This is a genomic window from Paeniglutamicibacter sp. NPDC012692 (assembly GCF_042901625.1).
Lineage (GTDB): Bacteria > Actinomycetota > Actinomycetes > Actinomycetales > Micrococcaceae > Paeniglutamicibacter.
The window spans coordinates 1,406,134-1,430,118 of the sequence record NZ_JBIBDE010000001.1 but is presented as its reverse complement, the minus strand read 5'-3'; the positions used below and the strand labels follow the sequence as shown (position 1 = coordinate 1,430,118).

21 protein-coding genes are annotated in these 23,985 nt (G+C 63.3%); 9 read left to right on the top strand and 12 right to left on the bottom strand.

Annotated elements, in window-relative coordinates:
* Nucleotides 1-23: 23 nt before the first annotated feature.
* The gene (locus tag ACFY5D_RS06640; protein WP_387526691.1) at nucleotides 24-1,883 is read right to left on the bottom strand and encodes a beta-galactosidase family protein; all 1,860 of its coding nucleotides are present in this window, start codon (nucleotides 1,881-1,883) and stop codon (nucleotides 24-26) included.
* Nucleotides 1,884-1,958: 75 nt separating this feature from the next.
* Nucleotides 1,959-2,978, bottom strand: a complete 1,020-nt coding sequence (locus ACFY5D_RS06635; RefSeq protein WP_387526689.1) for a LacI family DNA-binding transcriptional regulator — start codon at nucleotides 2,976-2,978, stop codon at nucleotides 1,959-1,961.
* Nucleotides 2,979-3,291: 313 nt separating this feature from the next.
* On the opposite strand from ACFY5D_RS06635, the gene ACFY5D_RS06630 reads away from it, so the two are divergent.
* The 3 genes from ACFY5D_RS06630 (at nucleotide 3,292) to ACFY5D_RS06620 (ending at nucleotide 6,595) form a co-directional block, all read left to right on the top strand.
* On the top strand, nucleotides 3,292-4,623 hold the full coding sequence (locus ACFY5D_RS06630) for an extracellular solute-binding protein (RefSeq protein ID WP_387526686.1): 1,332 nt from the start codon (nucleotides 3,292-3,294) through the stop codon (nucleotides 4,621-4,623).
* Between the two features lie 77 nt (nucleotides 4,624-4,700).
* Nucleotides 4,701-5,630 carry a carbohydrate ABC transporter permease gene (locus ACFY5D_RS06625; RefSeq protein WP_387526683.1) on the top strand — a complete coding sequence of 310 codons (930 nt, stop codon included), beginning with the start codon at nucleotides 4,701-4,703 and terminating at the stop codon, nucleotides 5,628-5,630.
* The gene (locus ACFY5D_RS06620) at nucleotides 5,627-6,595 is read left to right on the top strand and encodes a carbohydrate ABC transporter permease (RefSeq protein ID WP_387526680.1); all 969 of its coding nucleotides are present in this window, start codon (nucleotides 5,627-5,629) and stop codon (nucleotides 6,593-6,595) included. The genes ACFY5D_RS06625 and ACFY5D_RS06620 overlap by 4 nt, the downstream gene beginning before the upstream one ends.
* A 324-nt stretch (nucleotides 6,596-6,919) precedes the next feature.
* On the opposite strand, the gene ACFY5D_RS06615 is transcribed toward ACFY5D_RS06620, so the two are convergent.
* From ACFY5D_RS06615 to ACFY5D_RS06600, 4 genes are all read right to left on the bottom strand, one after another.
* Nucleotides 6,920-7,708, bottom strand: a complete 789-nt coding sequence (locus tag ACFY5D_RS06615) for an amino acid ABC transporter ATP-binding protein (protein WP_387526677.1) — start codon at nucleotides 7,706-7,708, stop codon at nucleotides 6,920-6,922.
* Between the two features lie 11 nt (nucleotides 7,709-7,719).
* Entirely contained in the window at nucleotides 7,720-8,514 is a 795-nt protein-coding gene (locus ACFY5D_RS06610; RefSeq protein ID WP_387526674.1) for an amino acid ABC transporter permease, read from the bottom strand.
* Nucleotides 8,515-8,606: 92 nt separating this feature from the next.
* Entirely contained in the window at nucleotides 8,607-9,395 is a 789-nt protein-coding gene (locus ACFY5D_RS06605) for an ABC transporter substrate-binding protein (RefSeq protein ID WP_387526671.1), read from the bottom strand.
* A gap of 161 nt (nucleotides 9,396-9,556) precedes the next feature.
* On the bottom strand, nucleotides 9,557-10,894 hold the full coding sequence (locus ACFY5D_RS06600) for an isochorismate synthase MenF (protein ID WP_387526668.1): 1,338 nt from the start codon (nucleotides 10,892-10,894) through the stop codon (nucleotides 9,557-9,559).
* A gap of 116 nt (nucleotides 10,895-11,010) precedes the next feature.
* Here ACFY5D_RS06600 and ACFY5D_RS06595 point away from each other — a divergent pair, with 116 nt between their 5' ends.
* Both ACFY5D_RS06595 and ACFY5D_RS06590 read left to right on the top strand, forming a co-directional pair.
* Nucleotides 11,011-11,709, top strand: a complete 699-nt coding sequence (locus ACFY5D_RS06595) for a demethylmenaquinone methyltransferase (RefSeq protein ID WP_387526665.1) — start codon at nucleotides 11,011-11,013, stop codon at nucleotides 11,707-11,709.
* 195 nt (nucleotides 11,710-11,904) lie between these two features.
* Nucleotides 11,905-13,002, top strand: coding sequence for a polyprenyl synthetase family protein (locus ACFY5D_RS06590; protein WP_387526662.1), 1,098 nt, complete (start codon nucleotides 11,905-11,907; stop codon nucleotides 13,000-13,002).
* Nucleotides 13,003-13,008: 6 nt separating this feature from the next.
* On the opposite strand, the gene ACFY5D_RS06585 is transcribed toward ACFY5D_RS06590, so the two are convergent.
* The 3 genes from ACFY5D_RS06585 to ACFY5D_RS06575 are packed head-to-tail and all read right to left on the bottom strand — an operon-like array spanning nucleotide 13,009 to nucleotide 15,410.
* On the bottom strand, nucleotides 13,009-13,524 hold the full coding sequence (locus tag ACFY5D_RS06585) for an HIT family protein (RefSeq protein ID WP_387526659.1): 516 nt from the start codon (nucleotides 13,522-13,524) through the stop codon (nucleotides 13,009-13,011).
* Nucleotides 13,525-13,543: 19 nt separating this feature from the next.
* Entirely contained in the window at nucleotides 13,544-13,978 is a 435-nt protein-coding gene (locus ACFY5D_RS06580; protein WP_387526656.1) for a hypothetical protein, read from the bottom strand.
* Between the two features lie 25 nt (nucleotides 13,979-14,003).
* Nucleotides 14,004-15,410: a PucR family transcriptional regulator gene (locus ACFY5D_RS06575; protein ID WP_387526653.1), complete on the bottom strand. Its 1,407-nt coding sequence runs from the start codon at nucleotides 15,408-15,410 to the stop codon at nucleotides 14,004-14,006.
* Nucleotides 15,411-15,522: 112 nt separating this feature from the next.
* On the opposite strand from ACFY5D_RS06575, the gene ACFY5D_RS06570 reads away from it, so the two are divergent.
* From ACFY5D_RS06570 to gabT, 3 genes are all read left to right on the top strand, one after another.
* Nucleotides 15,523-17,115 carry a sodium-dependent transporter gene (locus ACFY5D_RS06570; protein ID WP_387526650.1) on the top strand — a complete coding sequence of 531 codons (1,593 nt, stop codon included), beginning with the start codon at nucleotides 15,523-15,525 and terminating at the stop codon, nucleotides 17,113-17,115.
* Complete coding sequence (locus ACFY5D_RS06565; protein ID WP_387526648.1) at nucleotides 17,112-17,249, top strand: methionine/alanine import family NSS transporter small subunit; 138 nt, start codon at nucleotides 17,112-17,114, stop codon at nucleotides 17,247-17,249. The genes ACFY5D_RS06570 and ACFY5D_RS06565 overlap by 4 nt, the downstream gene beginning before the upstream one ends.
* A gap of 296 nt (nucleotides 17,250-17,545) precedes the next feature.
* Nucleotides 17,546-18,886, top strand: a complete 1,341-nt coding sequence (gene gabT, locus ACFY5D_RS06560) for a 4-aminobutyrate--2-oxoglutarate transaminase (protein WP_387526645.1) — start codon at nucleotides 17,546-17,548, stop codon at nucleotides 18,884-18,886.
* 132 nt (nucleotides 18,887-19,018) lie between these two features.
* Here gabT and rarD read toward each other — a convergent pair whose 3' ends face one another.
* Nucleotides 19,019-20,026 carry an EamA family transporter RarD gene (gene rarD / locus ACFY5D_RS06555; RefSeq protein WP_387526642.1) on the bottom strand — a complete coding sequence of 336 codons (1,008 nt, stop codon included), beginning with the start codon at nucleotides 20,024-20,026 and terminating at the stop codon, nucleotides 19,019-19,021.
* A 343-nt stretch (nucleotides 20,027-20,369) separates the two neighbouring features.
* On the opposite strand from rarD, the gene ACFY5D_RS06550 reads away from it, so the two are divergent.
* On the top strand, nucleotides 20,370-21,791 hold the full coding sequence (locus tag ACFY5D_RS06550; protein ID WP_387526639.1) for an FAD-dependent oxidoreductase: 1,422 nt from the start codon (nucleotides 20,370-20,372) through the stop codon (nucleotides 21,789-21,791).
* A 218-nt stretch (nucleotides 21,792-22,009) separates the two neighbouring features.
* On the opposite strand, the gene ACFY5D_RS06545 is transcribed toward ACFY5D_RS06550, so the two are convergent.
* Together ACFY5D_RS06545 and ACFY5D_RS06540 are read right to left on the bottom strand one after the other, a co-directional pair.
* Nucleotides 22,010-23,479 carry a catalase gene (locus tag ACFY5D_RS06545; protein WP_387526637.1) on the bottom strand — a complete coding sequence of 490 codons (1,470 nt, stop codon included), beginning with the start codon at nucleotides 23,477-23,479 and terminating at the stop codon, nucleotides 22,010-22,012.
* A 53-nt stretch (nucleotides 23,480-23,532) separates the two neighbouring features.
* Entirely contained in the window at nucleotides 23,533-23,952 is a 420-nt protein-coding gene (locus tag ACFY5D_RS06540; RefSeq protein ID WP_387526634.1) for a Fur family transcriptional regulator, read from the bottom strand.
* Between the last annotated feature and the right edge of the window lie 33 nt (nucleotides 23,953-23,985).

The following is a 23,985-nucleotide window of genomic DNA, read 5'->3' as shown; positions in this document are numbered from 1 at the left end:
CGGAATGCGGGATTGCAAGCTTCCTATTGCGGTGCCAGCGGTACGCAGCCCGATCCGAGATTGGGTACAGGCAGGATCTGCGGGGCGTTCCCGCGGGTTCCATCCAGCTCGAGGATCACGACCCGGTTCTTCCCGGGTTGGATGATCGGGGCGGGAACGTAGAGCGATAGCTGCGGCCCCTTGTCCCAGAACCGGCCGAGGCAGAATCCGTTGACCCACACGTAGCCCTTGCCCCAACCGGTGAGATCGATGTAGCCATCGGCGGGGACCGCGGCCGCGAAGTGCAGCGAGTGGAAGGCCGCTTCGGGTTCTTCCCCGGTCTGCGCGGATCCGGCCTGCCGCATCAGCTCGATCGAAGGCGCTTGGGGCAGTTTCAGCGCCGTCATGTGCCAACCGTGGAGTTCTTGGCGTTCGTGCAGCACGGCACCGAGGATGCCCTTTCGTTCGCCAACCAGACGGCCGTAGTTGACCCTGCCCATTGATTCAACCAACAGCTCGATTTCCAGCCCTTCGGCAGGAACCGACAAATCGTAGGGTTGCTGGTTGTTGCGTTCGAAAACGTGCCTGATCGTCCCGTCGATGACCAAGTGTGCGCGATCGTTGAGCCCGTCGATGGTCAAGGGGTATGACTGCCGCGGACCGGGGATCGTGGTGGTGTAGCGAACCACGCCGTGGGAAATGCCAAGCTCCTCGAACGTCAGGGGGTGCCCCGACTCCTGGCTGCCGCCCCCCGTGAGGGCAACGGCATCCAGATAGGCGCGCAGTCCCACGGGTGCGCCCGCAGCGACCAATGGAGTGACAGGAAGGAGCGGTTCGTTGAATTCCTCGAGTTCCGGGACCGCGCGGTACTTGGCAATCACCTCGCGGTAGGCGTGGAACTTCGGCGTGGGTGCGCCACGTTCGTCAAGCGGCGCATCGTAATCGTAGGACGTCACGGTGGGCTGGTAGCTGCCAACGGTCACCGAGTGCGGCGGATCGAAGTTTGCGCCGGCGCCGGTGCCGAAGTTTGTTCCGCCGTGGGCCATGTAGAAGTTCACCGACCAGCCGGAGGAAAGCATCTCGTCGAGTGTCTGCGCGGCCTCCTGGGGGGAACGCGCATGGTGTTCCTCGCCCCAGTGGTCGAACCACCCGTTCCAGAATTCCATGCAGAACAGGGGGTCCTCGGCGCGGTGCCGGCGGAAGCCTGCGAACGCCTTGTTGGTGCCCGAGCCGAAGTTTGCGGTGGCAGCTACGCCGGGAATCATGCCGCCGGTGAGCATATGGTCTTCGGGGCCGTCGGAGGTGAAAAGCGGGACGTCGATGCCGCGCTCAACGAGCGCCTTTTGGACCTGTTCCAGGTAAACGGAGTCGGAGCCAAAGGATCCGTACTCATTTTCAACCTGGACCATCGAAATCGGTCCGCCATGGGTTTCCAGCAACGGAAGCATGCGCGGGATCAGCTCGTCGAAAAACGCGGATACGGCAGACGTGTAGGCCTCCTGCCTGGTCCGGATCCTGATGCCGGGTTGCGCGGTGAGCCATGCGGGCAGCCCGCCGTTGTCCCATTCGGCGCAAATGTACGGCCCCGGGCGCAGGATGACCTTTAGGCCTTCCTCGCCGGCCAGCCGGATGAACCGCTCGAGGTCCGCACCGCCGGTGAAATCGAACTCGCCTTGGCGAGGTTCGTGGATGTTCCATGCAACGTAGGTTTCCACGGAATCCAAGCCCATGAGCCGAAGCCAGTGCAACCTGGTTCGCCACTGTTCGGGGTGGGTCCGAAAGTAGTGAAGGGCTCCGCTGATGATCACGTTCTGATACCTCGGTTCTTGCTCGAAACTGCTGCACGTCGTCTGTGAGGCAGGAAGTGGCAGGCCACGGAATCGGCGCCGAAGGGAACTGTCCATTCCGGCGACCGTGGTCATACGATTGTTATCGATAACAAGAGATTTGGCAATGGGTCAAAAAGTGTAACTTCCGGTTCAGCGTTTGGCGGTGCTGGAGCGCACTATCAATTCCGGCACGATGGGTCCGGCCTGGCCGGGGGAAGGCTGCCCGCCATCTTCGGACAGTTCTTGGTCCAGCTGGCGTACCGCCTGGCGGCCGATCTCCTCAAGCGGCTGGCGGACCGTGGTCAACGGAGGCGAGCAGTAGGGGGCCAGTTCGATGTCGTCAATGCCGACCACGGAGATGTCTTCCGGAACCTTGCGGCCGAGATCCTTGACCGCCGCGATCAGGCCGAAGGCCATTTCGTCGCTGGCCACGAAAACGGCCGTGACGTCCGGCATGCGACCGAGGATCAGGCCCGAGCGGTAACCGGATTCGGCGCTCCAGTCTCCATAAAGTTCCGGCGGAACGGGAAGCTTTGCGGCTTCCAGCGCCCCTCGCCAGCCGGCGATTCTTGTCTCGGATTCGATCCAGTCCTTGGGGCCGGCAACATGCCAGATGTTGGTGTGTCCGCAGGCGATGAGGTGTTCAACGGCAAGGCGCGCGGCCTCTGCCTGGTCGAACGTGACGGCCTGTTCGCCCGCGGGAAGCGGGGAATCAATTGCCACCGACGGTACCTCTCGAAGCAGGTTGTCTACCTCCGCCGTCGAGTCCTGCAAGGGGATCGCGGTGATGATTCCGTCGACTCCCTGGGCGACGAGCCTGCTCAGCCCTTCCTCCAGCGAGCGGGCGGAGAGGTTGGTGATCGAGACGAACGTTACCGAGTATCCACGGGCCGCTGCCTCTCGCTCGATGCCGACGATCAGAGTCATGCGCGAGTAGGAACTGGTTGAAAGCGTGATCACGCCGATCATGTTGCTGCGCCCGGTTACCAGTGCCCGGGCCGTGGCGTTGCGGCGGTACCCAAGGCTGCGGGCCGCTTCCTTGACGGACTGGCGCGTCGCGGGCTGGACGTTTGGATGGTCGCTGAGGACGCGGGACACGGTCTGTGCGGAGACGCCAGCCAGCTGGGCAACGTCGCGCATGGACGGGGAGCGGGTCGGTTTCTGGATCATCGTGTCCTTCTTATCGGGCCGGCATTCATCGGTCACGGATGTCGGAGTTACAAGTGATGCGTCAAGTGACTCTATGTTATGGGCCTGCTGCTTGGCCATGATTGTCGAAGTGAAGGCAAATGACGGCGAAGTACTTGTTATCGATAACAAGCTGTGGCATTCTGGTTTTCACGCTTGATGTTGCGCGGCTCACATGAGTTCACTCTTGGGGGTGCCGGGGCAGGTTCAGGTGTCGGGGGAAAACCCTCGAAGACCCAGCCTTTGATAGTCATTCCGGGCAACGCATTGCCTGGTGGTAGCAAGTGGAGGAAACATGAAAAGCTTCAAGCGATGGGGTCTGGCCGCGGCCGGCACCCTTGCAGCGACTCTCGCCTTGACGGCCTGCGGCGGCTCCAGCGGAGCCCCGGCAGCCAGTACTCCGGCACCTGCGGCGTCGAGCAGCGAAGCCGCCAAGCCGGCCGAGCTGACGTTCTGGGGCTGGGCCCCGGGCTACGCGGACAGCGTCAAGGCATTCAACGCGTCCCAGTCGGACGTCGTGGTCAAGTACGAAGAGATCCAGCCGGGTTCGCGCGGCGGATACGAAAAGATGCTCAATGCCGTTCAGGCCGGAAACGCCGCCTGCTTGGGGCAGGTCGGCTACGAAACCCTGACCAGCTTCGCGGCACAGGGCGCACTCGAAGACGTCACCCAGTACGCAACGGTGAACCAGGGTGAGTACGTGGAATTCGCCTGGAACAGCGTCACCGTTGGCGGCAAGGTGTTCGGCGCCCCCGTGGACACCGGTCCCATGGCGATGTACTACAACAAGGACCTCTTCGAGAAGCACAAGATTGCCGTCCCGACCACCTGGGACGAGTACAAGGCAGCCGCCGAGAAGCTGAAGGCGGCCGATCCGAAGATCAAGATCAGCTCCCCGTATGCAAACTACGACTACGCAGGCATGTCCTGGCAGGCGGGCGCACCATGGTTCGGCATCGAGGGCGACAGCTGGAAGGTCTCGATCGATTCGGCGGAAAACAAGAAGGTTGCCGACTACTGGCAGTCGCTCGTTGATGCAGGCACCATCTCCAAGGCTCCGATGTACGACCCGGCTTGGTTCAAGGGCCTGGGCGACGGATCCATCGCCACCCTGGTCGGTGCTGTCTGGCAAGCTGGCGTCATCAAGGGCGACGCGGCGGACGGCGCCGGCAAGTGGGCCGTGGCCCCGATGCCGCAGTGGGATGCTGCAAACCCGAAGGTCGGCAACGTCGGCGGCTCCGCAACCGCGGTGCTCAAGGGCTGCGAAACCCCCGAGGCTGCATGGAAGTTCGCAAACTTCCTTTCCACCGATGCAGACAGCTACGGGAACCTGATCGAAAAGGCGGCGCTGTACCCGGCCGCCAAGGCGTTGCTGGACCTGCCGCAGTTGACCAAGGCAGACAAGTACTTCGGGGACCAGAAGATCTTTGACGTGTTCAAGGAAGAGGCGTTGAAGGTCAACACCGACTGGACCTGGAGCCCGAACATGCCGCTGACGACAACCAAGCTCGATGACGGCTTGAACAAGGCCTGGGCAGGCAACGGAAAACTTGCCGATGCGTTGGTCGAAGCCAACACCGCAACAGTTGAGAACATGAAGAGCCAGGGCATTAACGTCGCTGACTAACTCGATTCCCGTGGCACCCCCACCGGGGGTGCCACGGGTTTCGGCCGCTACAAGAACTTTGAAAGGCAGCAGCACCCATGAGCCTCGCTTCCACAACCCGGCCCCGTGTGGCCAGGACAAAAACCAAGGGGCGCCAGGGGCGAACCGCGGCCTTGCTGCTTGCTCCTTTCGCTGTCATCTTTGCGGCGATGTACCTGGCTCCTCTGGGGTTCGCCGTTTACCGAAGCCTCTTCGTGCTTAAGCGGGATGGGCTCGGACTAACGGCCCCCACCCTCGCATTCGACCCGATGGCGAACTACCTGAAGGCGTTTGGCGACCCGGTGTTCATCGAGTCCCTTGGCAGGGTTCTCCTCTTCGGCGTGGTCCAGGTGCCGGTCATGCTGGGGTTGGCCACTGGCCTGGCCTTGCTGATTGACTCCCGATCCGCGCGGGCGAAGGGTTTCTTCCGACTCACCAGCTTCCTGCCCTACGCGGTGCCGGGCGTCATAGCGGCCCTCATGTGGTCGTTCCTTTACTCCGGAACATCGAGCCCGATCAATGCTCTGCTGGCGCCGCTGGGGATCGAGATCCCGTTCCTTGGCGAGGACATGGTCCTGTGGTCGGTGGCAAACATCGTCACCTGGGGATGGACCGGCTACAACATGATCATCATCTATTCTGCGCTGCAGTCCATCCCGGGGGAGATCCTCGAGGCCGCGAAGATCGATGGGGCTTCGGCCTGGCGCATTGCCTGGAACATCAAGATCCCCATGGTTCGCCCGGCGATCATCCTCACGGCGGTCTTCTCCATCATCGGCACCGCGCAGCTTTACAACGAACCCAAGGTGCTCCAAAGCGTCTCCGGAGGGTCCATCGATTCCGCGTTCACGCCGATCATGGCCGCGCAGGCCGCAACGGCCGCACAGAACTATCCATATGCCGCTGCCATGTCCGTCATCCTGGCAGTGCTCGTCGGTGTCCTGTCCATCACCTTCTTCAAGCTCACGAATAGAGGCTCCGACGCATGAGTGCCCAGCTAATCACGGGAAACGACGTTGAATCCGACAACACAGTCGCCGGGCGGGCCAACACACAGGGCAAGCCTGCGGGCGGCGGCCGGAACTTTGGGCGTGGAACGGGCCGGAAATCCCGGGACAATCGCGAAACGACGCTGACGAGCCGGCTGGTTGTCACCATCGTGCTGGGCTGCTTTGCGGTCTACTTCCTCGTGCCGATTTGGTGGCTCGTTGTCGCGGCCTCCAAGCCCATGGGCGAGCAGTTCTCCGCACCCGGCTTCTGGTTCAACGGCATGCACATGGGAAGCAACGTGGCCGAGCTGCTCTCGTCGCGCGACGGAATCTTCATGCGTTGGATCCTGAACTCGATCTTCTATGCGGGAATCGGCGCCATAGTGGGCACGCTGCTTGCCTCGATGGCAGGCTACGCGCTGGCCAAGTACCGCTTCCGCGGACGCGAAGTCGTCTTCGGCGTGGTTCTTGCGGCAGTGCTGATACCCAAGATCCTCTTCACCCTGCCGCTGTACCTGATGTTCTCCGAGGTGGGGCTGATCAACAACCCCCTGGCAGTGATCCTGCCAAGCATCGTGAGCCCCTTTGGCGTCTACCTGTCACGGGTCTTTGCGGCCCAGTCCGTGCCGGACGAGGTCATCGAGGCCGCCCGGCTCGACGGGCTCGGGGAAGTGGGTATCTTCTTCCGCATCGGCCTGCGCATGATGACCCCGGCCCTGGTGACGATCTTCCTGTTCAACTTCGTGGAGATCTGGAACAACTACCTGCTGCCGGCGATGGTCATCAACGACTCCTCGCTGCAGCCGGTGACCGTGGGCCTGGTGTCCTGGTTCGCCTCCAACGGCAAGGTCCCGATGTCGCTGGTGGTTGTCGGCGCACTCGTTTCGATCATTCCGCTGTTGTTGCTCTTCCTCTTCCTCCAGCGTTTCTGGAAGGCCGGGCTCACCGCGGGCGCGGTGAAGTAGAAAGCCAACGAACTCCCGGCGGGCGGTCTGCGAGCCGCCGGGCAACAAGAAACGGTGCCGGCTGCCCTGGGTGGGGCTGCCGGCACCGTTTCTTTCTGCATGCAGAATGATGGGGCCGCCGAATCGCCGGAGACAGGTTCCGCCCGGACAGTGAAGCACCGAAGGTCCCGTCTGCCTCCGCGCCCGGGCGCATCCGGTCCTACGACGATGATGAGCCTGCACCTTGGCGCATACCGGATGGACACATGAAAAAGGGACCGGTTGCGATCGGCCAAAAAATGGCGATGGCAACCGGTCCCTCGTCGTGGAACGGCAAACGGATTGCTAGTCAGCGATCTCCACGTGGGTGGGATCGAGCACGCGCTTGAGGAAGTCCTGGGTGCGCGGCTGTTGCGGGTTACCGATGACGTCCTTGGCGTGCCCCTGCTCGACGACAACGCCGCCGTCCATGAAGATCACCCGGTCGGCAACCTCCTTGGCGAATGACATTTCGTGGGTCACCACCAGCATGGTCATGCCGGCCTTGGCCAGCGTGCGCATGATGGCCAGGACCTCGCCGACCGTCTCGGGGTCGAGCGCGGAAGTCGGCTCGTCGAAGAGCATCAGCGTCGGGTCCATGGACAGGGCGCGGGCGATTGCCACACGCTGCTGCTGGCCGCCGGAGAGCTGGTCCGGGTAGCGGTCGCCGAAATCGCCCAGACCCACGCGGGTCAGGTTCTTGTGGGCCACTTCCTTCGCCTGAGCGGCGGGACGCTTGAGTACCTTGGTCTGCGCCACGGTGCAGTTCTGGGTCACCGTCAGGTGCGGGAAGAGGTTGAACTGCTGGAAGACCATGCCGACCTTTTGGCGCATCTTGTCCAGGTCAACGTCGGGATCCGTGGCCTCGAAACCGCCCACGTGGACCGTTCCTGCGTTTGGCTGTTCTAGAAGGTTGACGCAACGCAGCAACGTGGACTTGCCAGAGCCCGAAGGACCAATCAGGCAAACTACTTCGCCGGGCTTCACCTCGAGATCAATTCCCTTGAGGACTTCGTTATTTCCGTATGACTTGTGCAGCCCCACGATGTCTACGCCTGCGGCCTTGAATGTGGATTGAATGTTGTTTTGAGTCATGACGATATCCCCTATCGCTTCGTCCGTGCGGAACGGGATTCAAACTTCCGAGCAACCAAGCTCAAAGGAATGGTGATCACCAGGTACAGGGCACCGGCCACGACCAACGGGGTGATGCCTGCCCCGAGCGAGGTTAGTCCGTCGCGTCCGAACTTGGTCATTTCGTACTGGGCCATGCTGGCACCGAGAATAAAGGCCAGCGAAGAGTCCTTGGTCAACAGGATGACCTCGTTCGTCAGCGGAGGCAACACGATCTTGAATGCCTGTGGGATCACGATGGTGACCATGGCACGCCAAGCGGGCATGCCAAGCGAACGGGCTGCCTCGATCTGGCCCTTGGGAACGGCCTGCAGGCCGGCACGCAGTGTCTCGGCAATATAGGCGGCAGATACGAGGCCGAGGGAGACCATGACGACGATGGGTTGCGGCCATTGTGTCCCCGGGAACGCGGTGGGAACGCCATATCCGAAAGTGATTAGCACCAAAATTGCCGGGATGCCGCGGAAGAACTCGATGAATCCAGTGGCAAACCAGCGGTACGGCGCAAAGCTGGCCATCTTCATCAGTGCCAAGATCAAGCCGAGCGTCAGGCCGAAGGCAAAGGAGATGGCCGTGTAGTAAATGGTGTTTTTCAAGCCGACGGTGATCAGGGCCGGGAAAATCGGGCCAAGCTTGTCGAATGCGAAGAACTGTTCGCTGAGGACCTTCCAGTTGACTTGCAGCAGCACGGCGACAATGACAACGACAAAGATGACAATCTGGATGATTTTGCTTAATCGGGCGCGTTGACGTGTTGTCATGGCCATGGGATCGAAGCCTTCCGTGAAAGATGACGAGGCCCCGGTTCCGATCGGGAGCCAGAGCCTCGCCTGAATGCTTGCGGCAAACTTGGTTGATGTTAGTTGGTGGAACCGAACCAGGTTTCGGTGAACTTGGCCAGGGAACCGTCATCGGTCAGGCGCTTGAGCGTGGCGTTTACGTTCTCCAGCATCACTGTGGATCCCTTGGGCAATGCGATACCGAGCTGTTCACCGGTCTTGAAGTCCGCAACGCGCTTGAGCGTTGGGTCATTCTTAATGGCGTAGCCCAGCACCGACTGGTTGCCCAACGAAGCCACGGTGGACCCCGCCTTCAGGGATGCCACCTGCAGGCCAGCATCTTCGTAGCCAATCGGATCCAGACCGTTTTCCTTGGCGAACTTCTCGCCGGTGGTCGCCTGCTGCACGCCGACCTTCTTGCCCTTGGCGGATTCCAGGTCGGTGACACCCGAACCATCCTTGGCGACAAGGGTCAGGTCGTCATCCATGTAAGGCGTGGAGAAATCCATGTTGCCCTTACGCGCTTCGGTGATGGAGATCGACGAAATTGCGAGATCGCATTGGGTCTTGAACAAACCTGATTCGATGGAGTCGAAGCTGGAGTCAATGACGTTCAGTTCGACCTTCATGTCCTTGGCGATTTCTGCCGCAATGTCCATGTCGAAGCCGACGTTCTTGCCGTCCTTCACGAATTCGAACGGCTCGTAAGGAATGTCGGAGCAAACGGTGAGTTTGCCCGCATTGATGAGCTTGAGCGCGTTCGGGTCCGATGAAGCGGCTGGGGTGTCGCTGCTTCCGCAGGCGGTCAGGGCGAGTGCGCCCACCGCTGCAACAGCAAAGGATTTGAGTACGGTGGTGGTGATCCGCATGGAGTGTGGTCCTTCTCTAGATGATCGCTCGCATGACTTGCGTCGTTGTACATTGTAACCGGCATTACCCCAAGTCTTGAGATGTGCATCACAGGCTACATTCATTGTCCATGGGTAAACAAGGGTAAACGGGTAATTGGTTCGAGCGGACCGGAAAAAGACTAGATGCTGAGAGCCTCACGCATCGGACGCATCTTGGCCCACGACTCGGCCAATTCCGCCGCCGGATCGGACGCCGCAACGATGCCACAACCGGCGTAAAGCCGGACTGACGTGGGGGACTCGATTACGCCGCCACGCAGCGCAATGCCAAACTCGCCGTTACCGCGCGTGTCGACCCAGCCGACCGGACCTGCGTACGGGCCGCGGTCAATGCCCTCGAGATCGCGCAGGATGCGGCCCGCTTCCTTCGTGGGGGTTCCGCACACCGCAGCCGTCGGGTGGAATACCTCGGCCAAATCCAGTGCCGACGGAACGCTGCCGTCCGCGCGGCGGGCCAGCGATGCCTTGACGTCCGAGGCGAGGTGCCAGACGTTGGGCAGCCGCAGGACAAACGGCTCGGCGGGAGCGTCCATGCCGGTGGCCAGCGGGCCGAGCTGTTCGGTCAGCGAATCGATCGCCAGCTGGTGTTCGTGGCGCTGCTTCTCGTCCTCGACCAGCATCCGGTGCGCGTAGCCGGAATCCCCGGCTGGCGCGCTGGCACGGTCAAGGGTGCCGGCCAGGACACGTGCCTCGGCGATGTCGCCGCGCACCCGGACTAGCATTTCCGGAGTGGCGCCGATCAGGCCGTCCACCGAGTATGTCCAGCAGTCTGCGTAGCGCAGCGCAAGCTGGCGCAACACCTGCGCCACGGCGATCGGCGACGCGAGCTCGGCCACCGCATCGCGGGCCAGCACCAGCTTGGTGACCTGCCCGGATTCGATCGCTGCAACGCCCTTGCGCACCGAGTCCATGTACTCGTCCTCGGTGATCTGGCCAGCCACCAGCCGGTCCACGCCGGAACCGAGCTCGTGCTCAACCGAGTAGTCGTCAAGCAGCATCGCCAGTTCGGCCTCCGCCGCCTCGAGGCTCAGTTCGGCCTCCGGGTCGGCGACCGTGTAGGTGATCCAGCTGCAGGTTTCGTCCCGGCCCACCACGATCTTCGGCACGATCATGCGCGAGGCATAGGTGCTGGAGAAGGAAAACGCGAAGGCGCCGAAGGCGATCAGGCCCGTGCCGGGGATTTCCAGCGGGTCCTCGACGCCGGCGGCCGCAGTGACCCTGCCCCACCAGTCGCGGGCCAACGCGAAGCGCTCCGGGCCGGTCGACTCGAACCGTGCAACCTGGCCGAAGCCGATGACTCCCTCGCCGCGGCGGGCCCACATCAGTGAATCGTCGCGGGTGGCGTAGTCAAGAAGTCCGTGCTCGCTCATCGCCGGGCGTTTGATGGTCAAGCTGCGCAGCTGCGGAACCGGGGTTGGCGTGTGCGGTCCCGTACCGGCGGAAAGTTGGGAAGTCATGATGAGCTAAGCCTACCGCCGCCGGGGTGCGCGCCAGGCTCTAGAGTGGCCCTGCTCACCAGGACGCCGGGGTGCCGTATTTTCACGTTGCCGCCGAACTTTGCGACAATGAAACAATGAGCCGCGCATCGCTGGAAAAGCACACAGAAGAAGTCCAAGCAATGTTTGACGACGTTGCCCCGCGTTATGACGTGGTCAACGACATTCTCTCCCTGGGACAGACCCGCCGCTGGCGCAAGATCGTCTTCGACGCGGTCGGCGCCAAGCCGGGCCAGCGCGTGCTGGATCTCGCCGCCGGAACCGGAACCTCCTCCGAGCCGTTTGCGGATGCCGGCATCGGCGTCGTGGCCTGCGACTTCTCCCAGGGCATGCTCAAGGTCGGCAAGCGCCGCCGCCCGGACATCGACTTTGTTGCCGGCGATGCCACCAACCTTCCCTTCGAGGACAACAGCTTCGACGCGGCGACCATCAGCTTCGGCCTGCGCAACGTGAACGAGCCGAAGAAGGCCCTGGCCGAGATGCTGCGGGTGACCAAGCCCGGCGGCACCCTGGTGATCGCCGAATTCTCGCACCCGACGTTCGCGCCGTTCCGCACCGTGTACACCGAGTACCTGATGAAGGCGCTTCCGCCGATCGCCAGGAAGGTCTCCTCGAACCCGGCGGCCTACGTGTACCTGGCCGAGTCCATCCGCGCCTGGCCGAACCAGGACGGCCTTGCCGCCTGGATCGACGAGTCGGGCTGGGATTCGTGCCGCTACCGCAACCTCAGCGGCGGCATCGTGGCCGTGCACCGCGCCACCAAACCGCTGGACTAGGCACGCCGCTGGCGGGTTGCCTAGGCGTCAAACGCCGCGCAACCTGCCGCGAGTCGCCCGTCTTGGCCTTGCTCGGGCCGAATGGCGATAGAGTGAAGCCTGTACTTGAGCAGCTGGTACCTACCGACCAGCAACCAGAATCGGCCACGTGCCGCGGCTGGAACCGACCGTCGAGAGATAGTAAGTCTTAGAACTGTGACCGATTCCCAGACCAACTGGACCGCTGCCGGACACGGCGTGCACGATTCCTTCGATCTGAACCCGGAGACCAGCGTGCTGGCCGCCGCGGTGAACCTGCCCAGCGGTTTTTCGCTGATCGCCCAGGACCCGGAGTTTGGCCCGGCCATCGCCACCGGCCTGGCCAAGGTGGAGAAGCTGCTGCGCGACGCGATCGCCAACTCCGACCCCTTGATCGACGCCACAAGCCGCCACCTCGTCGAGGCAGGCGGCAAGCGGATCCGTCCGCTGCTGGTGGTCCTGACCTCGCTGTTGGGCGGGGGCGTGACCGACGACGTCATCAAGGCCGCGGCCATCGTCGAGCTGACCCACCTTGCCACGCTCTACCACGACGACGTGATGGATTCGGCGCCGCTGCGCCGCGGTGCACCCACCGCCCACGAGGTGTGGGGCAACTCCGTTGCCATCCTCACCGGCGACCTGATCTTCGCACGGGCCTCGGTCCTCGGCGCCGAGCTTGGCCCCGAGGCCGTCTCGATGCAGGCGCGCACCTTTGAGCGCCTGTGCCTGGGCCAGCTGCACGAATCGGTGGGTCCGCGCGACGGCGACGACCCGATCGAACACCACCTCAGCGTCATCGCCGACAAGACCGCATCGCTGCTGGCAACATCCGGCGCCTTCGGTGCGCTCTTCGGCGGCGTCCCGGAATACGTGGAGATCCTGCGCACCTACGGCGAGAAGGTCGGCGTGGCCTTCCAGGTCGCAGACGACGTCATCGACGTGACGGGCGCACAGGTCCGTTCGGGCAAGACCCCGGGAACCGACCTGCGCGAAGGCGTCCCGACGCTGCCGATCCTGCTGATGCGCGATGCCGCCGCGGCGGGCGACGCGGAGGCGGCCCGCGTGCTGGAAATTGTCGACGGGGACCTGACCGAGGACGCTGCACTGACCCTCGCGGTCGAGGCGGTTGCCGGCAACCCCGCCACGGCAAAGGCCTGGGCTGTTGCACGACACTGGGCCGACGAGGCAGTGGCGGTGCTGCAGCCGCTCCCGGCCGGAACCGTGAAGGACGCGCTGGCGGCCTTTGCCGACGCCGTGGTCACCCGCGAGGTCTAAGAAAACCTAAACGAGGAATCTTTCGGGGTATTCGCCCCAAAGGTTCGCTTCACTCAAGGCCGCCCGCAACTGGGCGGCCTTTTGTGCGCGCTCGGCAACCGGGACGCGGTGCCGCAGGTGCCTGTAGAGGTCGTCGTCGCTGAAGCGCGGAAACACGTGCTGGTGGTAGTGCCAGACGTGCTGGTTGCCGGCGGGCTCGTTGTGCTGCCTGGTGCTGGTGCCCTCGGGGGACCACGCGTGTTTCATGGCCAGGGCGATGCGCCTGGTCTCGAACATGATTTCCGCGGCGACTTGTTCGGGCAAATCGTAGAGTGCCTCGTGGTGCGCGGCGGGAATGACCATCGCATGGCCGCCGTGGGGGCCGAACCCGTCGCAGGCCATGATGACGGCGACGTGTTCGGTCCGGTATATCAGGTCGGTCGGCGCACAGAGGTTGTCCGGGGAAAACTCAACGCCGGCCAGGAGCTCGCAAAAAGGGCAGCGGTAGTCTTCCGGTGCGTGCGATTTCCATAGCCGGCGCATGGGGATGGTTGGCCCGGGGTTAGTCGTTCAGCTCGGGGGAGAGCTCGTTGAATACCCAGGTGAACATGTCAAGGACGTATTCGCTGAAGGTTCCCTCTTCGCTCTTCCACGTGCCGCGGGCGTTCTGGCGGCGGTAGACGATCGGGTCCGGCACCTCGAGCTGGTCGAGACGGAAGCCCCACACGTACTTTTCTTCCTCGTCCTCAAGGAAAAGCAGGTAGCCGTCTTCGACCTCGAGCTCGTCGGGGTCGAAGAAGTAGTGGTACGCCTCCATGAGGTCTTCGCAGCCACCCAGGGCCAGGTAGAACTCGCGCAGCACCAGGGGCAACTGGACGGGAAGCGTGCCGAGCGCCTCATCGAGCTCGGCGTCGGTCAAACCGTCTTCTTTTTGCCACTCGTCCTCGAGGTACAACGGAACCAGTGAACGGAACTTCTCAAGGAACATTTCAGCCATGCTCCCCATTCTATCCGGAGCGATTCTAAGTAATGTCCTTGGCGGTCAGCGCAAGCCACAATTGCACCCGGTCGGCGGTGGTCGTCGGGTCGTAGCCGCTGAGCTCGCTGATCTGCTGGAGCCGGTATCGCACGGTATTGCGGTGCAAACCCAGGGTTTCGGCCACGGCGCCTACGCTGCCGTCCAATTCCAGGTAGTGACGCAACGTACCCAGCAATTCCGCCGAATGTTTCTTGTCGAAGGCTTCCAGCGGCCCGAGCGCCTCCTGGGCCAGCGCCTGCAGCGGGACATCGCGCGCCGCAAGCAGCAGGGAGGTCAGCGAGAGCCTGGAGGGGGTGTTGATGCGTTCGCCGTGGCGCAGGGCCTCGAGCGCCTCGAAGAAGCTCCAACGCAGGCCGTTGGCCTGGGCGTAGTCCCCTCCGAAGCTCACGCGGGCGGTGATGCCGGCCCCCTCGAGGTATCCGTCGAGCTGGTCCGCGAACTTCGCGGCATCGGAGCCGTTCACCACCAGGGAAAGCCTGTCATCCACGATGGCCGAGACTTCGTGTTCGAGCTGCGGCGGGATGGGAAGGGTCCGCAACGCCTTTTCATGCCCCGCGGACGCATGGACCAGGACCACCGAATGCGGTCGGTCCACGGTGATTCCGATGCCCTGCAGGCGGGCGGTTGCCTCGGTGGCGCTGAGGTTTCCGGCGATCAGGTCCGAAAACGCCTGGCCCGCGACGAGCCGGTTGGATTCGCGCAGCCTGGCCTGGTTTGCCAGCTCGAGCCCGATCAGTCCCTGGGCGTAGTCGACCAGCCCGTCCCGGGTGTACGGCTCGGCCAGGTAGAGCGTGCACCTGTCCTTCAGCCCGGTGGCGATGGGAACCGGGTGCCATTGCTCCTTGCCCAGTTCCGGGCCATGCACCCTGGCCCCGAACTGGGTCAGCGAGACGGCTGTGCCGAGCATGCGCGAGAGCTCGCGCAGCATTGAACGCAATCCGCCGGTGAGCAGCGTGGAAGCCAGCTGCTGGTGTCCCTTGAGCAGGCGTTCGAGGCGAGCCAGGTGGTCGGCGTTCAGCGTGTCGGCAATCAACTTGGTGATTGCCACGAACGGGGTTTCGTAGGGGACCTCGAAAACCGGCAGGCCGAGTTCGGTGGCCTTGCGGATGACCGCCGCCGGAACGCTGCGGTGGCTCAGCCCCGTCCCGTAACCCAGGGCCAGGGCGCCGGCGCCGTGCACGATTTCCACGAAAGCCTGCTGGTTGGCGATCGTGGTTTGCCGCAGGCCCGTGGTCAGCACGATCTCCCCTCCGCTCAGGAAGGGGGACGGATCGCGTAGTTCCGTGACTGCCGCCCACTCGATCGGAATGTCTCCCGCCGCCGAAATATCGGTCAGTGCGCGCAGGGAGAGTGCGGGGGACCCAAGGAGTCGCGACAAGGTGATGGCCATGCACCAATTCTATTGAAATTATTGTGCACTCGAACGACCACTTGTTTCACAATGTGGTCAAATGCGTACTGGGTCACGGGACGCGCGTCACTTGTGCGTAACATGTCTCCTCATGACCACTGCACCAACAAGCCAGGACGGACAACCCGCACCGGCTACTCGAGAGACATTTTCCTCGCGAAAACTTTTCATACTTTCCGCCATCGGCTCCGCCGTTGGATTGGGCAACATCTGGCGTTTCCCCTACGTTGCCTATGACAACGGTGGCGGGGCCTTCCTGATCCCGTACCTCGTCGCGCTTCTGTGCGCGGGTATCCCGCTGCTTTTCCTTGACTACTCGGTCGGCCACCGCGGACGCGGCTCCGCCCCGCTGTCCTACCGCCGACTGAACCGTGCGGCCGAACCGCTTGGCTGGTGGCAGGTCCTGATCTGCTTCGTCATCGCGATCTACTACGCGGCAATCATTGCCTGGGCCGCCATGTACACCTGGTTCTCGGTGACCAAGGCCTGGGGGAACGACGCGGAGGCGTTCTTCTTCAACGACTTCCTCAAGATGGCGCCGGACGCCGGGCTGTCCTTCGACTTCGTTTCCAACGTCTTCTTCCCGATGTTTGCCGTCTGGGTCGTGGCAATCTTCATCATGGTCGCCGGCGTGAACAAGGGCATTTCGCGTGCGAATGCGATCTTCCTGCCGCTGCTGGTTGTCATGTTCGTGATCCTGGTGATCCAGGCGGTATTGCTCCCCGGCGCGATGGAGGGCCTGAACGCCTTCTTCACCCCGAACTGGGAAGCGTTGCAGGACCCGGGGGTGTGGGCTGCGGCCTTCGGCCACATCTTCTTCTCCCTGTCAGTAGCCTTCGGCATCATGGTCACCTACTCGTCCTACTTGAAGCGCAAGACCGACCTGACAGGTTCGGGCATGGTTGTCGCGTTCGCCAACTCCGGCTTCGAGATCCTCGCCGGCATCGGCGTCTTTGCCGCGCTCGGCTTCATGGCGGCCGCCTCCGGCACCGCGGTGTCCGAGGTGGCAAGCGGCGGCATCGGCCTGGCATTCATCGCCTTCCCGACCATCGTCTCGGAGGCGCCGTTCGGCGCGATCCTCGGCGTGCTGTTCTTCGGCTCGCTGGTCTTTGCCGGGCTGACGTCCTTGATCTCGATCCTCGAGGTCATCGTCGCGGCATTCCAGGACAAGCTGGGCTGGAGCCGCAAGTCGGCCACGCTCATCGTCACCATCCCGATTGCCGTGATTTCCATGGTGCTCTTCCCGACCACCACGGGCCTGCAGTTGCTTGACACCTCGGATGCGTTCGTCAACCAGTTCGGCATCCTTGCCTGCGCACTTGTCACCGTCATCGTGCTGAGCGCAGGACTGACCGCCCTGCCGGGCCTGCAGAAGCACATGAACCGAACCTCGTCGATCAAGATGGGCACCGTTTGGCGCATCCTCGTCGGCGGCATTGCGCCCGTGGCACTTGGCTACATGCTGATCAACGAAATCCAGGCCAAAAGCACCGAACAGTACTCCGGATACCCGGCGTGGTTCAACGGTGTCTTCGGCTGGGGAATGGCAGGCGCGCTGATCATCGGCGCACTGTTGCTCTCGATGATCCCGTGGAGCGACAAGTCCAAGCTCAACGACCCGGAATACGATGAATTCGAGGCCGAACTTGTGGCCGACGAAGCAGCAGAGGAGCTGAAGGTATGACCCCGGTAGCCATCACCATGATGATCATTGCCATGGTCACCGTTTGGGGAGGCCTCGCCCTTTCCATGTGGAACCTGGCCCGCCACCCCGAGGACGAGGGGCACCTTCCCGAGGAAATGCCCCACGAGCTCTAACACGTTCACGCCCCGCGCGGCGTGAAAGCTACACGGTGGTCCGCCCGTCCGGTAATCCCGGGCGGGCACGGACCACCTTTTCAGTTAAACGGCCCCGCAAACTTCTGTGCACATGCACTGCGAACTTCCGGGAGTACTGTGCCAATTTCACTAGCGGGCATTCTCACCCGCGACATAGGCTTCATGAAAGTACACAACACCAACACACCGGCTCCCTTGTGCGTGCCCAAGTTCCTGCCCTACGGCGCAGGATGAGGGGTCCCAAACCGCGAGGACCGGGAAAGGAATGAGCGTTCATGGACGTCACTTACCGCATTGAACAGAAGCGCCAGATCAACGGTGCCTTCCCCGGACCGAAGTCCGTTGAATTGGCAGCACGCCGCACAGCGGCCGTGGCCCTGGGCGTGGCTTCCTCGCTCCCGGTCTACGTTGCCGACGCCGACGGCGGCGTGATCGTCGACGTCGACGGAAACTCCATCATCGACCTGGGCTCGGGCATTGCGGTAACCAGCGTTGGTGCCTCCAACGAAAAGGTTGCAGCAGCCGTTGCCGCCCAGGCAGCACGCTTCACCCACACCTGCTTCATGGTGACCCCGTACGAGGGCTACGTCGAGCTGGCCGAGAAGCTTGCCGAAATCACCCCGGGCACCCACGAGAAGAAGGCCGTGTTCTTCAACTCCGGTTCCGAGGCCGTTGAGAACGCCATCAAGGTGGCCCGCGTGGCCACCGGCCGCACCGCCGTCGTCGCCTTCGACCACGCCTACCACGGCCGCACCAACCTGACCATGGGCCTGACCGCCAAGGCAGCTCCGTACAAGCGCGGCTTCGGCCCGCTGGCCTCGGAAATCTACCGCATGCCGATGAGCTACCCGTTCCGCGAGGAAAACCCGAACATCTCGGGCAAGGAAGCCGCAGAGCGCGCCATCCTGGCCATGGAGAAGCAGATCGGCGGCGACCAGATCGCGGCCATCATCATCGAGCCGATCCAGGGTGAAGGCGGCTTCATCGTTCCCGCCGCCGGCTTCCTGCCGCGCATCGCCGAATGGGCCAAGGAGCAGGGCATCGTCTTCGTGGCCGACGAAGTGCAGGCCGGCTTCTGCCGCGCCGGTGCATGGTTCGCCTCCGACATCGAAGGCATCACCCCGGATATCATCACGGTTGCCAAGGGCATCGCCGGCGGCATGCCGCTCTCGGGCATCGTGGGCCGCGCCGACCTGCTTGACTCGGTCCACCCGGGCGGCCTGGGCGGCACCTACGGTGGCAACCCGGTTGCCGTTGCGGCCGCGCTCGAGACCATCAAGTTCATGGAAGAGCACGACCTTGCAGCCCGCGCCCGCGAGATCGAAGAGCAGTTCTTCACCCGCATGCGCAAGATCCAGTCCGAGGTTTCGGTCATCGGTGACATCCGCGGCCGTGGCGCCATGGTTGCCATCGAGCTGGTCAAGGCCGGCGGCACCGAGCCGGATGCGGACATCACCAAGAAGATTGCTGCCGACTGCTTGGCTGCAGGCGTCCTGATCCTCACCTGCGGCACCTACGGCAACGTCATCCGCCTGCTGCCTCCGCTGGTCATCAGCGACGAGCTGCTTGCGGACGCATTCGACGTGCTGGAAGCCGCCATCCGCGCCAACGTCTAGTCGTTACGCGCGCATAGCCAAGAAAGGGGCTGGAAGTTGTTCAGGGCTTTGGACAACTACCAGCCCCTTTCTTCATGCCCGGAAACGGGCAAGGAGCAGGATCCTTGCGGGACCGCGTGATTGACTACGCGATCAGTTCTTTTCGGCGGGAGCCGTGGCGGAAGCGTCCGCCGCGGGTGCTGCAACTGCCGCCCGCGCGGCGCGGTCGCGGCGTGGCTGGGTGGCCATGTCGACGCAGAGCAGGATCACCGCAACCCAGACCAGGCAGAAGCCGATCAGGCGTTCCGGCGGCATCGGTTCGTGGAACACCGTCAACGCCACGATGAACTGCAGGATCGGCGCCAGGAACTGCAGGGTGCCGAGGGTCGTCAAGGGCAGGCGGCGGGCCGAAGCGCCGAAAAGCAGCAAGGGGACGGCGGTGATGACGCCGCTGGCGACCATCAGCCAGAAGTGCGCCGGGCCTGCGGAAAGCACGGTGTCCTGGTTTTGGGCGATGAGCCAGACCATGAAGGCCAGGGCGGGAATGCTCAGGATCGCCGTCTCCATGCTCAGCGAGGTCAGCGCCGTGGCCGTGCGGCCCACCCGGTTCTTCACGAACCCGTAGAAGCCGAACGAGAACGCCAGGGTCAGGGCGATGTAGGGGACGTTGCCGTACGCGAAGGTCAGCGTGAGCACCGTGGCGAGGCCGAATCCCATGGCGATCCACTGGAGCGGGCGCAGCCGCTCCTTGAGGAAGATGACGCCCAACGCCGTGGAAACCAACGGGTTGATGAAGTATCCCAGCGAGGCCTCGACGGCGTGGCCGTTGAGCACCGCGAAGGTGTAGGTCAACCAGTTGATAGCGATGAGCACCGACGCCACCGTCAGCCGGATCATGGCCTGCCGGTCGCGGCCCAGCGCGAACAGCTGGTGCCAGTTGCGGGTCACGCTCAGCAGGATGGCACAGAACACCAACGACCAGACGATCCTGTTGGCGACGATTTCCATCGGCGAGGCAATGCCGATGGTGAGGAAGTAGAGCGGCAGCAGGCCCCACAAACCGTAGGCCATCAGCCCCTGAATCAAGCCGGTGTTGCGTTCGGACGTCGGTGAGACCCCGGCGGCTGTGCTCGTGGATTTGGGGGTACTCGTTTGGGTCATGACTGACTCAACAGGGAAAACATTGATTCCATTCCGTGCTGCCGTGCAAAGCAACAAAAAGTTCGGGCATTTTCGTGGGCGGCAAAAGGTTGCTGACTAGTGTCAACAGGCTTTTCGACTGGCGGTGCGAGCCGCGGAAAAACTACCCACACTTCAGCCTACAGCTCGAACGCTCGGGCGCGGCGACATCGTGCGTGCCTCACCTTGCATCCCGCCCCGGAAAACGCCTGGTGGGAACGTGAGCATGCGCACAAGGGTTCCCACAAGATAAGTAATCCCAATTAGACTAGGTGTCCGTGCGTTATTTTGCGCGCCCGTGTACATCCTCCGGAAGGAACCCCTCGTGTCCGATTCAGCAGTACGTCCGCTCCGTGTCGCCATCATCGGGGCAGGCCCGGCCGGCGTCTATGCTGCCGATATCCTCACCAAGGCAGAGCGCGAGTTCGAGGTCAGCATCGACCTGCTCGACGCCTACCCGGCTCCCTACGGCCTGATCCGCTACGGCGTGGCCCCGGACCACCCGCGCATCAAGGGCATCGTCAACGCCCTGCACAAGGTGCTCGACCGCGGCGACATCCGCTTCCTCGGCAACGTGACCTACGGCCGCGACCTGACCCTGAGCGACATCCGCGACATGTACGATGCGGTCATCTTCGCCACCGGCGCCATCAAGGACGCCGACATGAACATCCCGGGCATCGACCTCGAGGGTTCCTACGGTGCCGCGGACTTCGTGTCCTGGTACGACGGGCAGCCCGACGTGCCGCGCACCTGGCCGCTGGAGGCCAAGGAAATCGCCGTGCTCGGCAACGGCAACGTGGCCCTGGACGTGGCACGCGTGCTCTCCAAGCACGCCGAGGACCTGCTGGTCACCGAGATCCCGGAAAACGTCTTCGAGGGCCTGAAGGATTCGCCCGTCACCGACGTGCACATCTTCGGCCGCCGCGGCCCGGCCCAGGTGAAGTTCACCCCGCTGGAACTGCGCGAGCTGAGCCACAGCCGCGACGTCGACATCGTGCTCTACCCGGAAGACTTCGAGTTCGACGAGGCCTCCGACGCCCTGATCAAGACCAACAACCAGGTCAAGACCATGGTCAACACGCTGACCAACTGGATCGTCGAGGAGCAGGACACCGGCGCCTCCCGCCGCCTGCACCTGCACTTCCTGCACAACCCCGTCGAGGTCATCGGCGAGGACGGCAAGGTCGCCGGCATCAAGTTCGAGCGCCAGGAACTGGACGGCACCGGCAACGTCCGCGGCACCGGCGAATTCGTCGACTACCCGGTCCAGGCCGTGTACCGCGCCATCGGCTACTTCGGCTCCGAGCTCGCCGAGCTTGAATTCGACGAAAAGCGCGGGGTCATTCCCAACGCCGGAGGCCGCGTGCTGGATGCCAAGGGAACGCACGTTCCGGGCCTCTACGCCACCGGCTGGATCAAGCGCGGCCCGGTCGGCCTGATCGGCCACACCAAGGGCGACGCCCTGGAAACCATCGGCAACCTGCTCGAGGACCGCATGGCGCTGCCGCCGGCCGCAAACCCGAGCGAGGACGCAATCATCGAACTGCTGCAGTCCCGCGGCGTCGAATTCACCACCTGGGAAGGGTGGAAGAAGCTCGACGCGCACGAGATCGCGCTCGGTGCCGCGGCAAGCCCGACCGAAACCTCGGTGGGCCCGGTGGAGCGCGCGCGTATCAAGGTCGTGGACCGCGACGAGATGGTCAAGATCTCCCGCGGCGAGATGGCCGAGAGCTCCCGCGACTGATTCCGCTACCCAAGCAACCGATGCCCGCGTCCTCGAATGATCGAGGGCGCGGGCATTTGCCTTGTCCGGGGCCCGTCGACTTCGGGGACCCGGCAGCGTGCCGGGACGGGCCGCCGGCGGCCAGCTGCGGGGAAACGACGAAGGGTCCCACACTCCTGGTGGAGTGTGGGACCCTTCGCTTGTCTGGCTAGGCGCCGGTCAAGTCCGCGGTGCGGGACTTAGACGGCCGCGTCTTCCAGGCTCGCTGCGTAGGCGTCACGCAGGATCTGGCCGAGGTTCGCATCGACGTTCGTCCAGTACTGGAAGAAGCCCTCGCGGATGGACTCGATGGTGATGCCCTGGCACTGGCCCAGCAGGGTTTCGTGGAAGCGTTCCTTGGACTCTGCGTTGTAGACCTCGCGGTACAGGGTACCGGCCTGGCCGAAGTCGTCGTCTTCCGAACGCAGGGTCTGGGCCGCGCGGACCAATTCGCCGTCGGTCTCCCAGCCGCCTTCACCGGCGCGCTCTGCATCGGCAGACGGGCCGCCGAAGGAGTTCGGGGTGTAGACGCGGGCTTCCGGGTCGTTGAACAGGTACTGCATGGCACCTTCGTGCATGTAGTTGTTCACCTTGGCGGCGTGCGGCTGGTTGACCGGCAACTGGTTGTAGTTGGCGCCGATGCGGTTGCGCTGTGCATCCGGGTAGGAGAACACGCGGGCCATCAGCATCTTGTCGGGGCTGATGTCGATGCCCGGAACCAGGTTCGACGGGGAGAACGCTGCCTGCTCGATCTCGGCGAAGAAGTTGCGCGGGTTGCGGTTCAACGTGAAGTGGCCGACCGGGATCAGCGGGTAGTCCGCGTGCGGCCAGACCTTGGTCATGTCGAACGGGTTGAAGCGGTAGGTCTTGCCCTCTTCGTACGGCATGACCTGGACCTTGACGTCCCAGGTCGGGAAGTTGCCGGCCTCGATGTTGTCGAACAAGTCGCGGCGGTAGAAGTCGGCGTCCGAACCCGCAAGCTTCTCAGCTTCCTCGGCGCCGATGTTGTGGACACCCTGGCGGGAGATGAAGTGGTACTTCACCCAGAAACGCTCGCCCTCGGCGTTGATCCACTGGTAGGTGTGCGAGCCGTAGCCGTTGAGCTCACGCCAGGAGCGGGACAGGCCGCGGTCGCCCATCAGGTAGGTCACCTGGTGTGCGGACTCGGGGGAGTGGGTCCAGAAGTCCCACTGCATGTCGCCGTTGCGCAAGCCGGAGGCGCCCATGCGCTTCTGCGAGTGGATGAAGTCCGGGAACTTGATGCCGTCGCGGATGAAGAAGACCGGGGTGTTGTTGCCTACGACGTCGTAGTTGCCCTCGGTGGTGTAGAAGCGAAGTGCGAAGCCACGCACGTCGCGCCAGGTGTCGGGGGAGCCCTGCTCGCCGGCGACCGAGGAGAAGCGCAGCAGCGTCTCGGAGGTGGCGCCCGGCTGGAACACAGCTGCACGGGTGTACTTGGAAACGTCTTCGGTGACGAAGAATTCACCGAAAGCTCCGCCGCCCTTTGCGTGCGGGTTGCGCTCCGGCACACGCTCGCGGTTGAACGACGCCAGCTTTTCGACGAGGTAACGGTCATGAAGGGCGGTGATGCCGTCCGGACCGCTGGTCAGCGAGTGCGCGTCGCTGGCGACCGGTGCACCGCTCTGGGTGGTGGTGAAGTTCTCGCTCAAGAGAGACTCTCCTTCTGTGTGGGTTGGTAACTCTGCAGGGCAACGAAGTTGCTCTAGGAATCCGCTGCTTTCCTGCAGTCTTCACAGATGCCCTGGTAAAGGACATCGGCAATCTGGATGACCATGCCGTGGTTGTCCGAGGGTGTCAGGCAGGGGGCGTGGCCCACCGCGCAGTCCACGTCCTCGACCCGGCCGCAACCGGTGCAGATGGCATGGTGGTGGTTGTCATTCACGCGGGTTTCATAGAGCGCCGCGGAATGAGGGGGAGTGAACCTGCGCAAGATGCCTTGCTCGGTCAAATCATTAAGCACGTTGTAGACCGACTGGATTGAAACATCAGGCAAATCCTTGTGGACTTCTTCCACAACGTCTTCCGCCGAGGAATGCGGATGCCGGTCAAGGACCTCGAGCACGGCAAGGCGGCCGCGGGTTACCCGCAGCCCTAGATCCCGCATCTGTGTCGAATGGTCCATGTGAACTATTCCACACGCTTATTTTGAATAAGT

Excerpts from the sequence above, each read along its gene's own strand:
- ACFY5D_RS06640 (WP_387526691.1), bottom strand. The coding sequence starts at position 1,883 with ATGGACAGTTCCCTTCGGCGCCGATTCCGTGGCCTGCCACTTCCTGCC.
- ACFY5D_RS06635 (WP_387526689.1), bottom strand. The coding sequence starts at position 2,978 with ATGATCCAGAAACCGACCCGCTCCCCGTCCATGCGCGACGTTGCCCAG.
- ACFY5D_RS06630 (WP_387526686.1), top strand. The coding sequence starts at position 3,292 with ATGAAAAGCTTCAAGCGATGGGGTCTGGCCGCGGCCGGCACCCTTGCA.
- ACFY5D_RS06625 (WP_387526683.1), top strand. The coding sequence starts at position 4,701 with ATGAGCCTCGCTTCCACAACCCGGCCCCGTGTGGCCAGGACAAAAACC.
- ACFY5D_RS06620 (WP_387526680.1), top strand. The coding sequence starts at position 5,627 with ATGAGTGCCCAGCTAATCACGGGAAACGACGTTGAATCCGACAACACA.
- ACFY5D_RS06615 (WP_387526677.1), bottom strand. The coding sequence starts at position 7,708 with ATGACTCAAAACAACATTCAATCCACATTCAAGGCCGCAGGCGTAGAC.
- ACFY5D_RS06610 (WP_387526674.1), bottom strand. The coding sequence starts at position 8,514 with ATGGCCATGACAACACGTCAACGCGCCCGATTAAGCAAAATCATCCAG.
- ACFY5D_RS06605 (WP_387526671.1), bottom strand. The coding sequence starts at position 9,395 with ATGCGGATCACCACCACCGTACTCAAATCCTTTGCTGTTGCAGCGGTG.
- ACFY5D_RS06600 (WP_387526668.1), bottom strand. The coding sequence starts at position 10,894 with ATGACTTCCCAACTTTCCGCCGGTACGGGACCGCACACGCCAACCCCG.
- ACFY5D_RS06595 (WP_387526665.1), top strand. The coding sequence starts at position 11,011 with ATGAGCCGCGCATCGCTGGAAAAGCACACAGAAGAAGTCCAAGCAATG.
- ACFY5D_RS06585 (WP_387526659.1), bottom strand. The coding sequence starts at position 13,524 with ATGCGCCGGCTATGGAAATCGCACGCACCGGAAGACTACCGCTGCCCT.
- ACFY5D_RS06580 (WP_387526656.1), bottom strand. The coding sequence starts at position 13,978 with ATGGCTGAAATGTTCCTTGAGAAGTTCCGTTCACTGGTTCCGTTGTAC.
- ACFY5D_RS06575 (WP_387526653.1), bottom strand. The coding sequence starts at position 15,410 with ATGGCCATCACCTTGTCGCGACTCCTTGGGTCCCCCGCACTCTCCCTG.
- ACFY5D_RS06570 (WP_387526650.1), top strand. The coding sequence starts at position 15,523 with ATGACCACTGCACCAACAAGCCAGGACGGACAACCCGCACCGGCTACT.
- ACFY5D_RS06565 (WP_387526648.1), top strand. The coding sequence starts at position 17,112 with ATGACCCCGGTAGCCATCACCATGATGATCATTGCCATGGTCACCGTT.
- gabT (WP_387526645.1), top strand. The coding sequence starts at position 17,546 with ATGGACGTCACTTACCGCATTGAACAGAAGCGCCAGATCAACGGTGCC.
- rarD (WP_387526642.1), bottom strand. The coding sequence starts at position 20,026 with ATGACCCAAACGAGTACCCCCAAATCCACGAGCACAGCCGCCGGGGTC.
- ACFY5D_RS06540 (WP_387526634.1), bottom strand. The coding sequence starts at position 23,952 with ATGGACCATTCGACACAGATGCGGGATCTAGGGCTGCGGGTAACCCGC.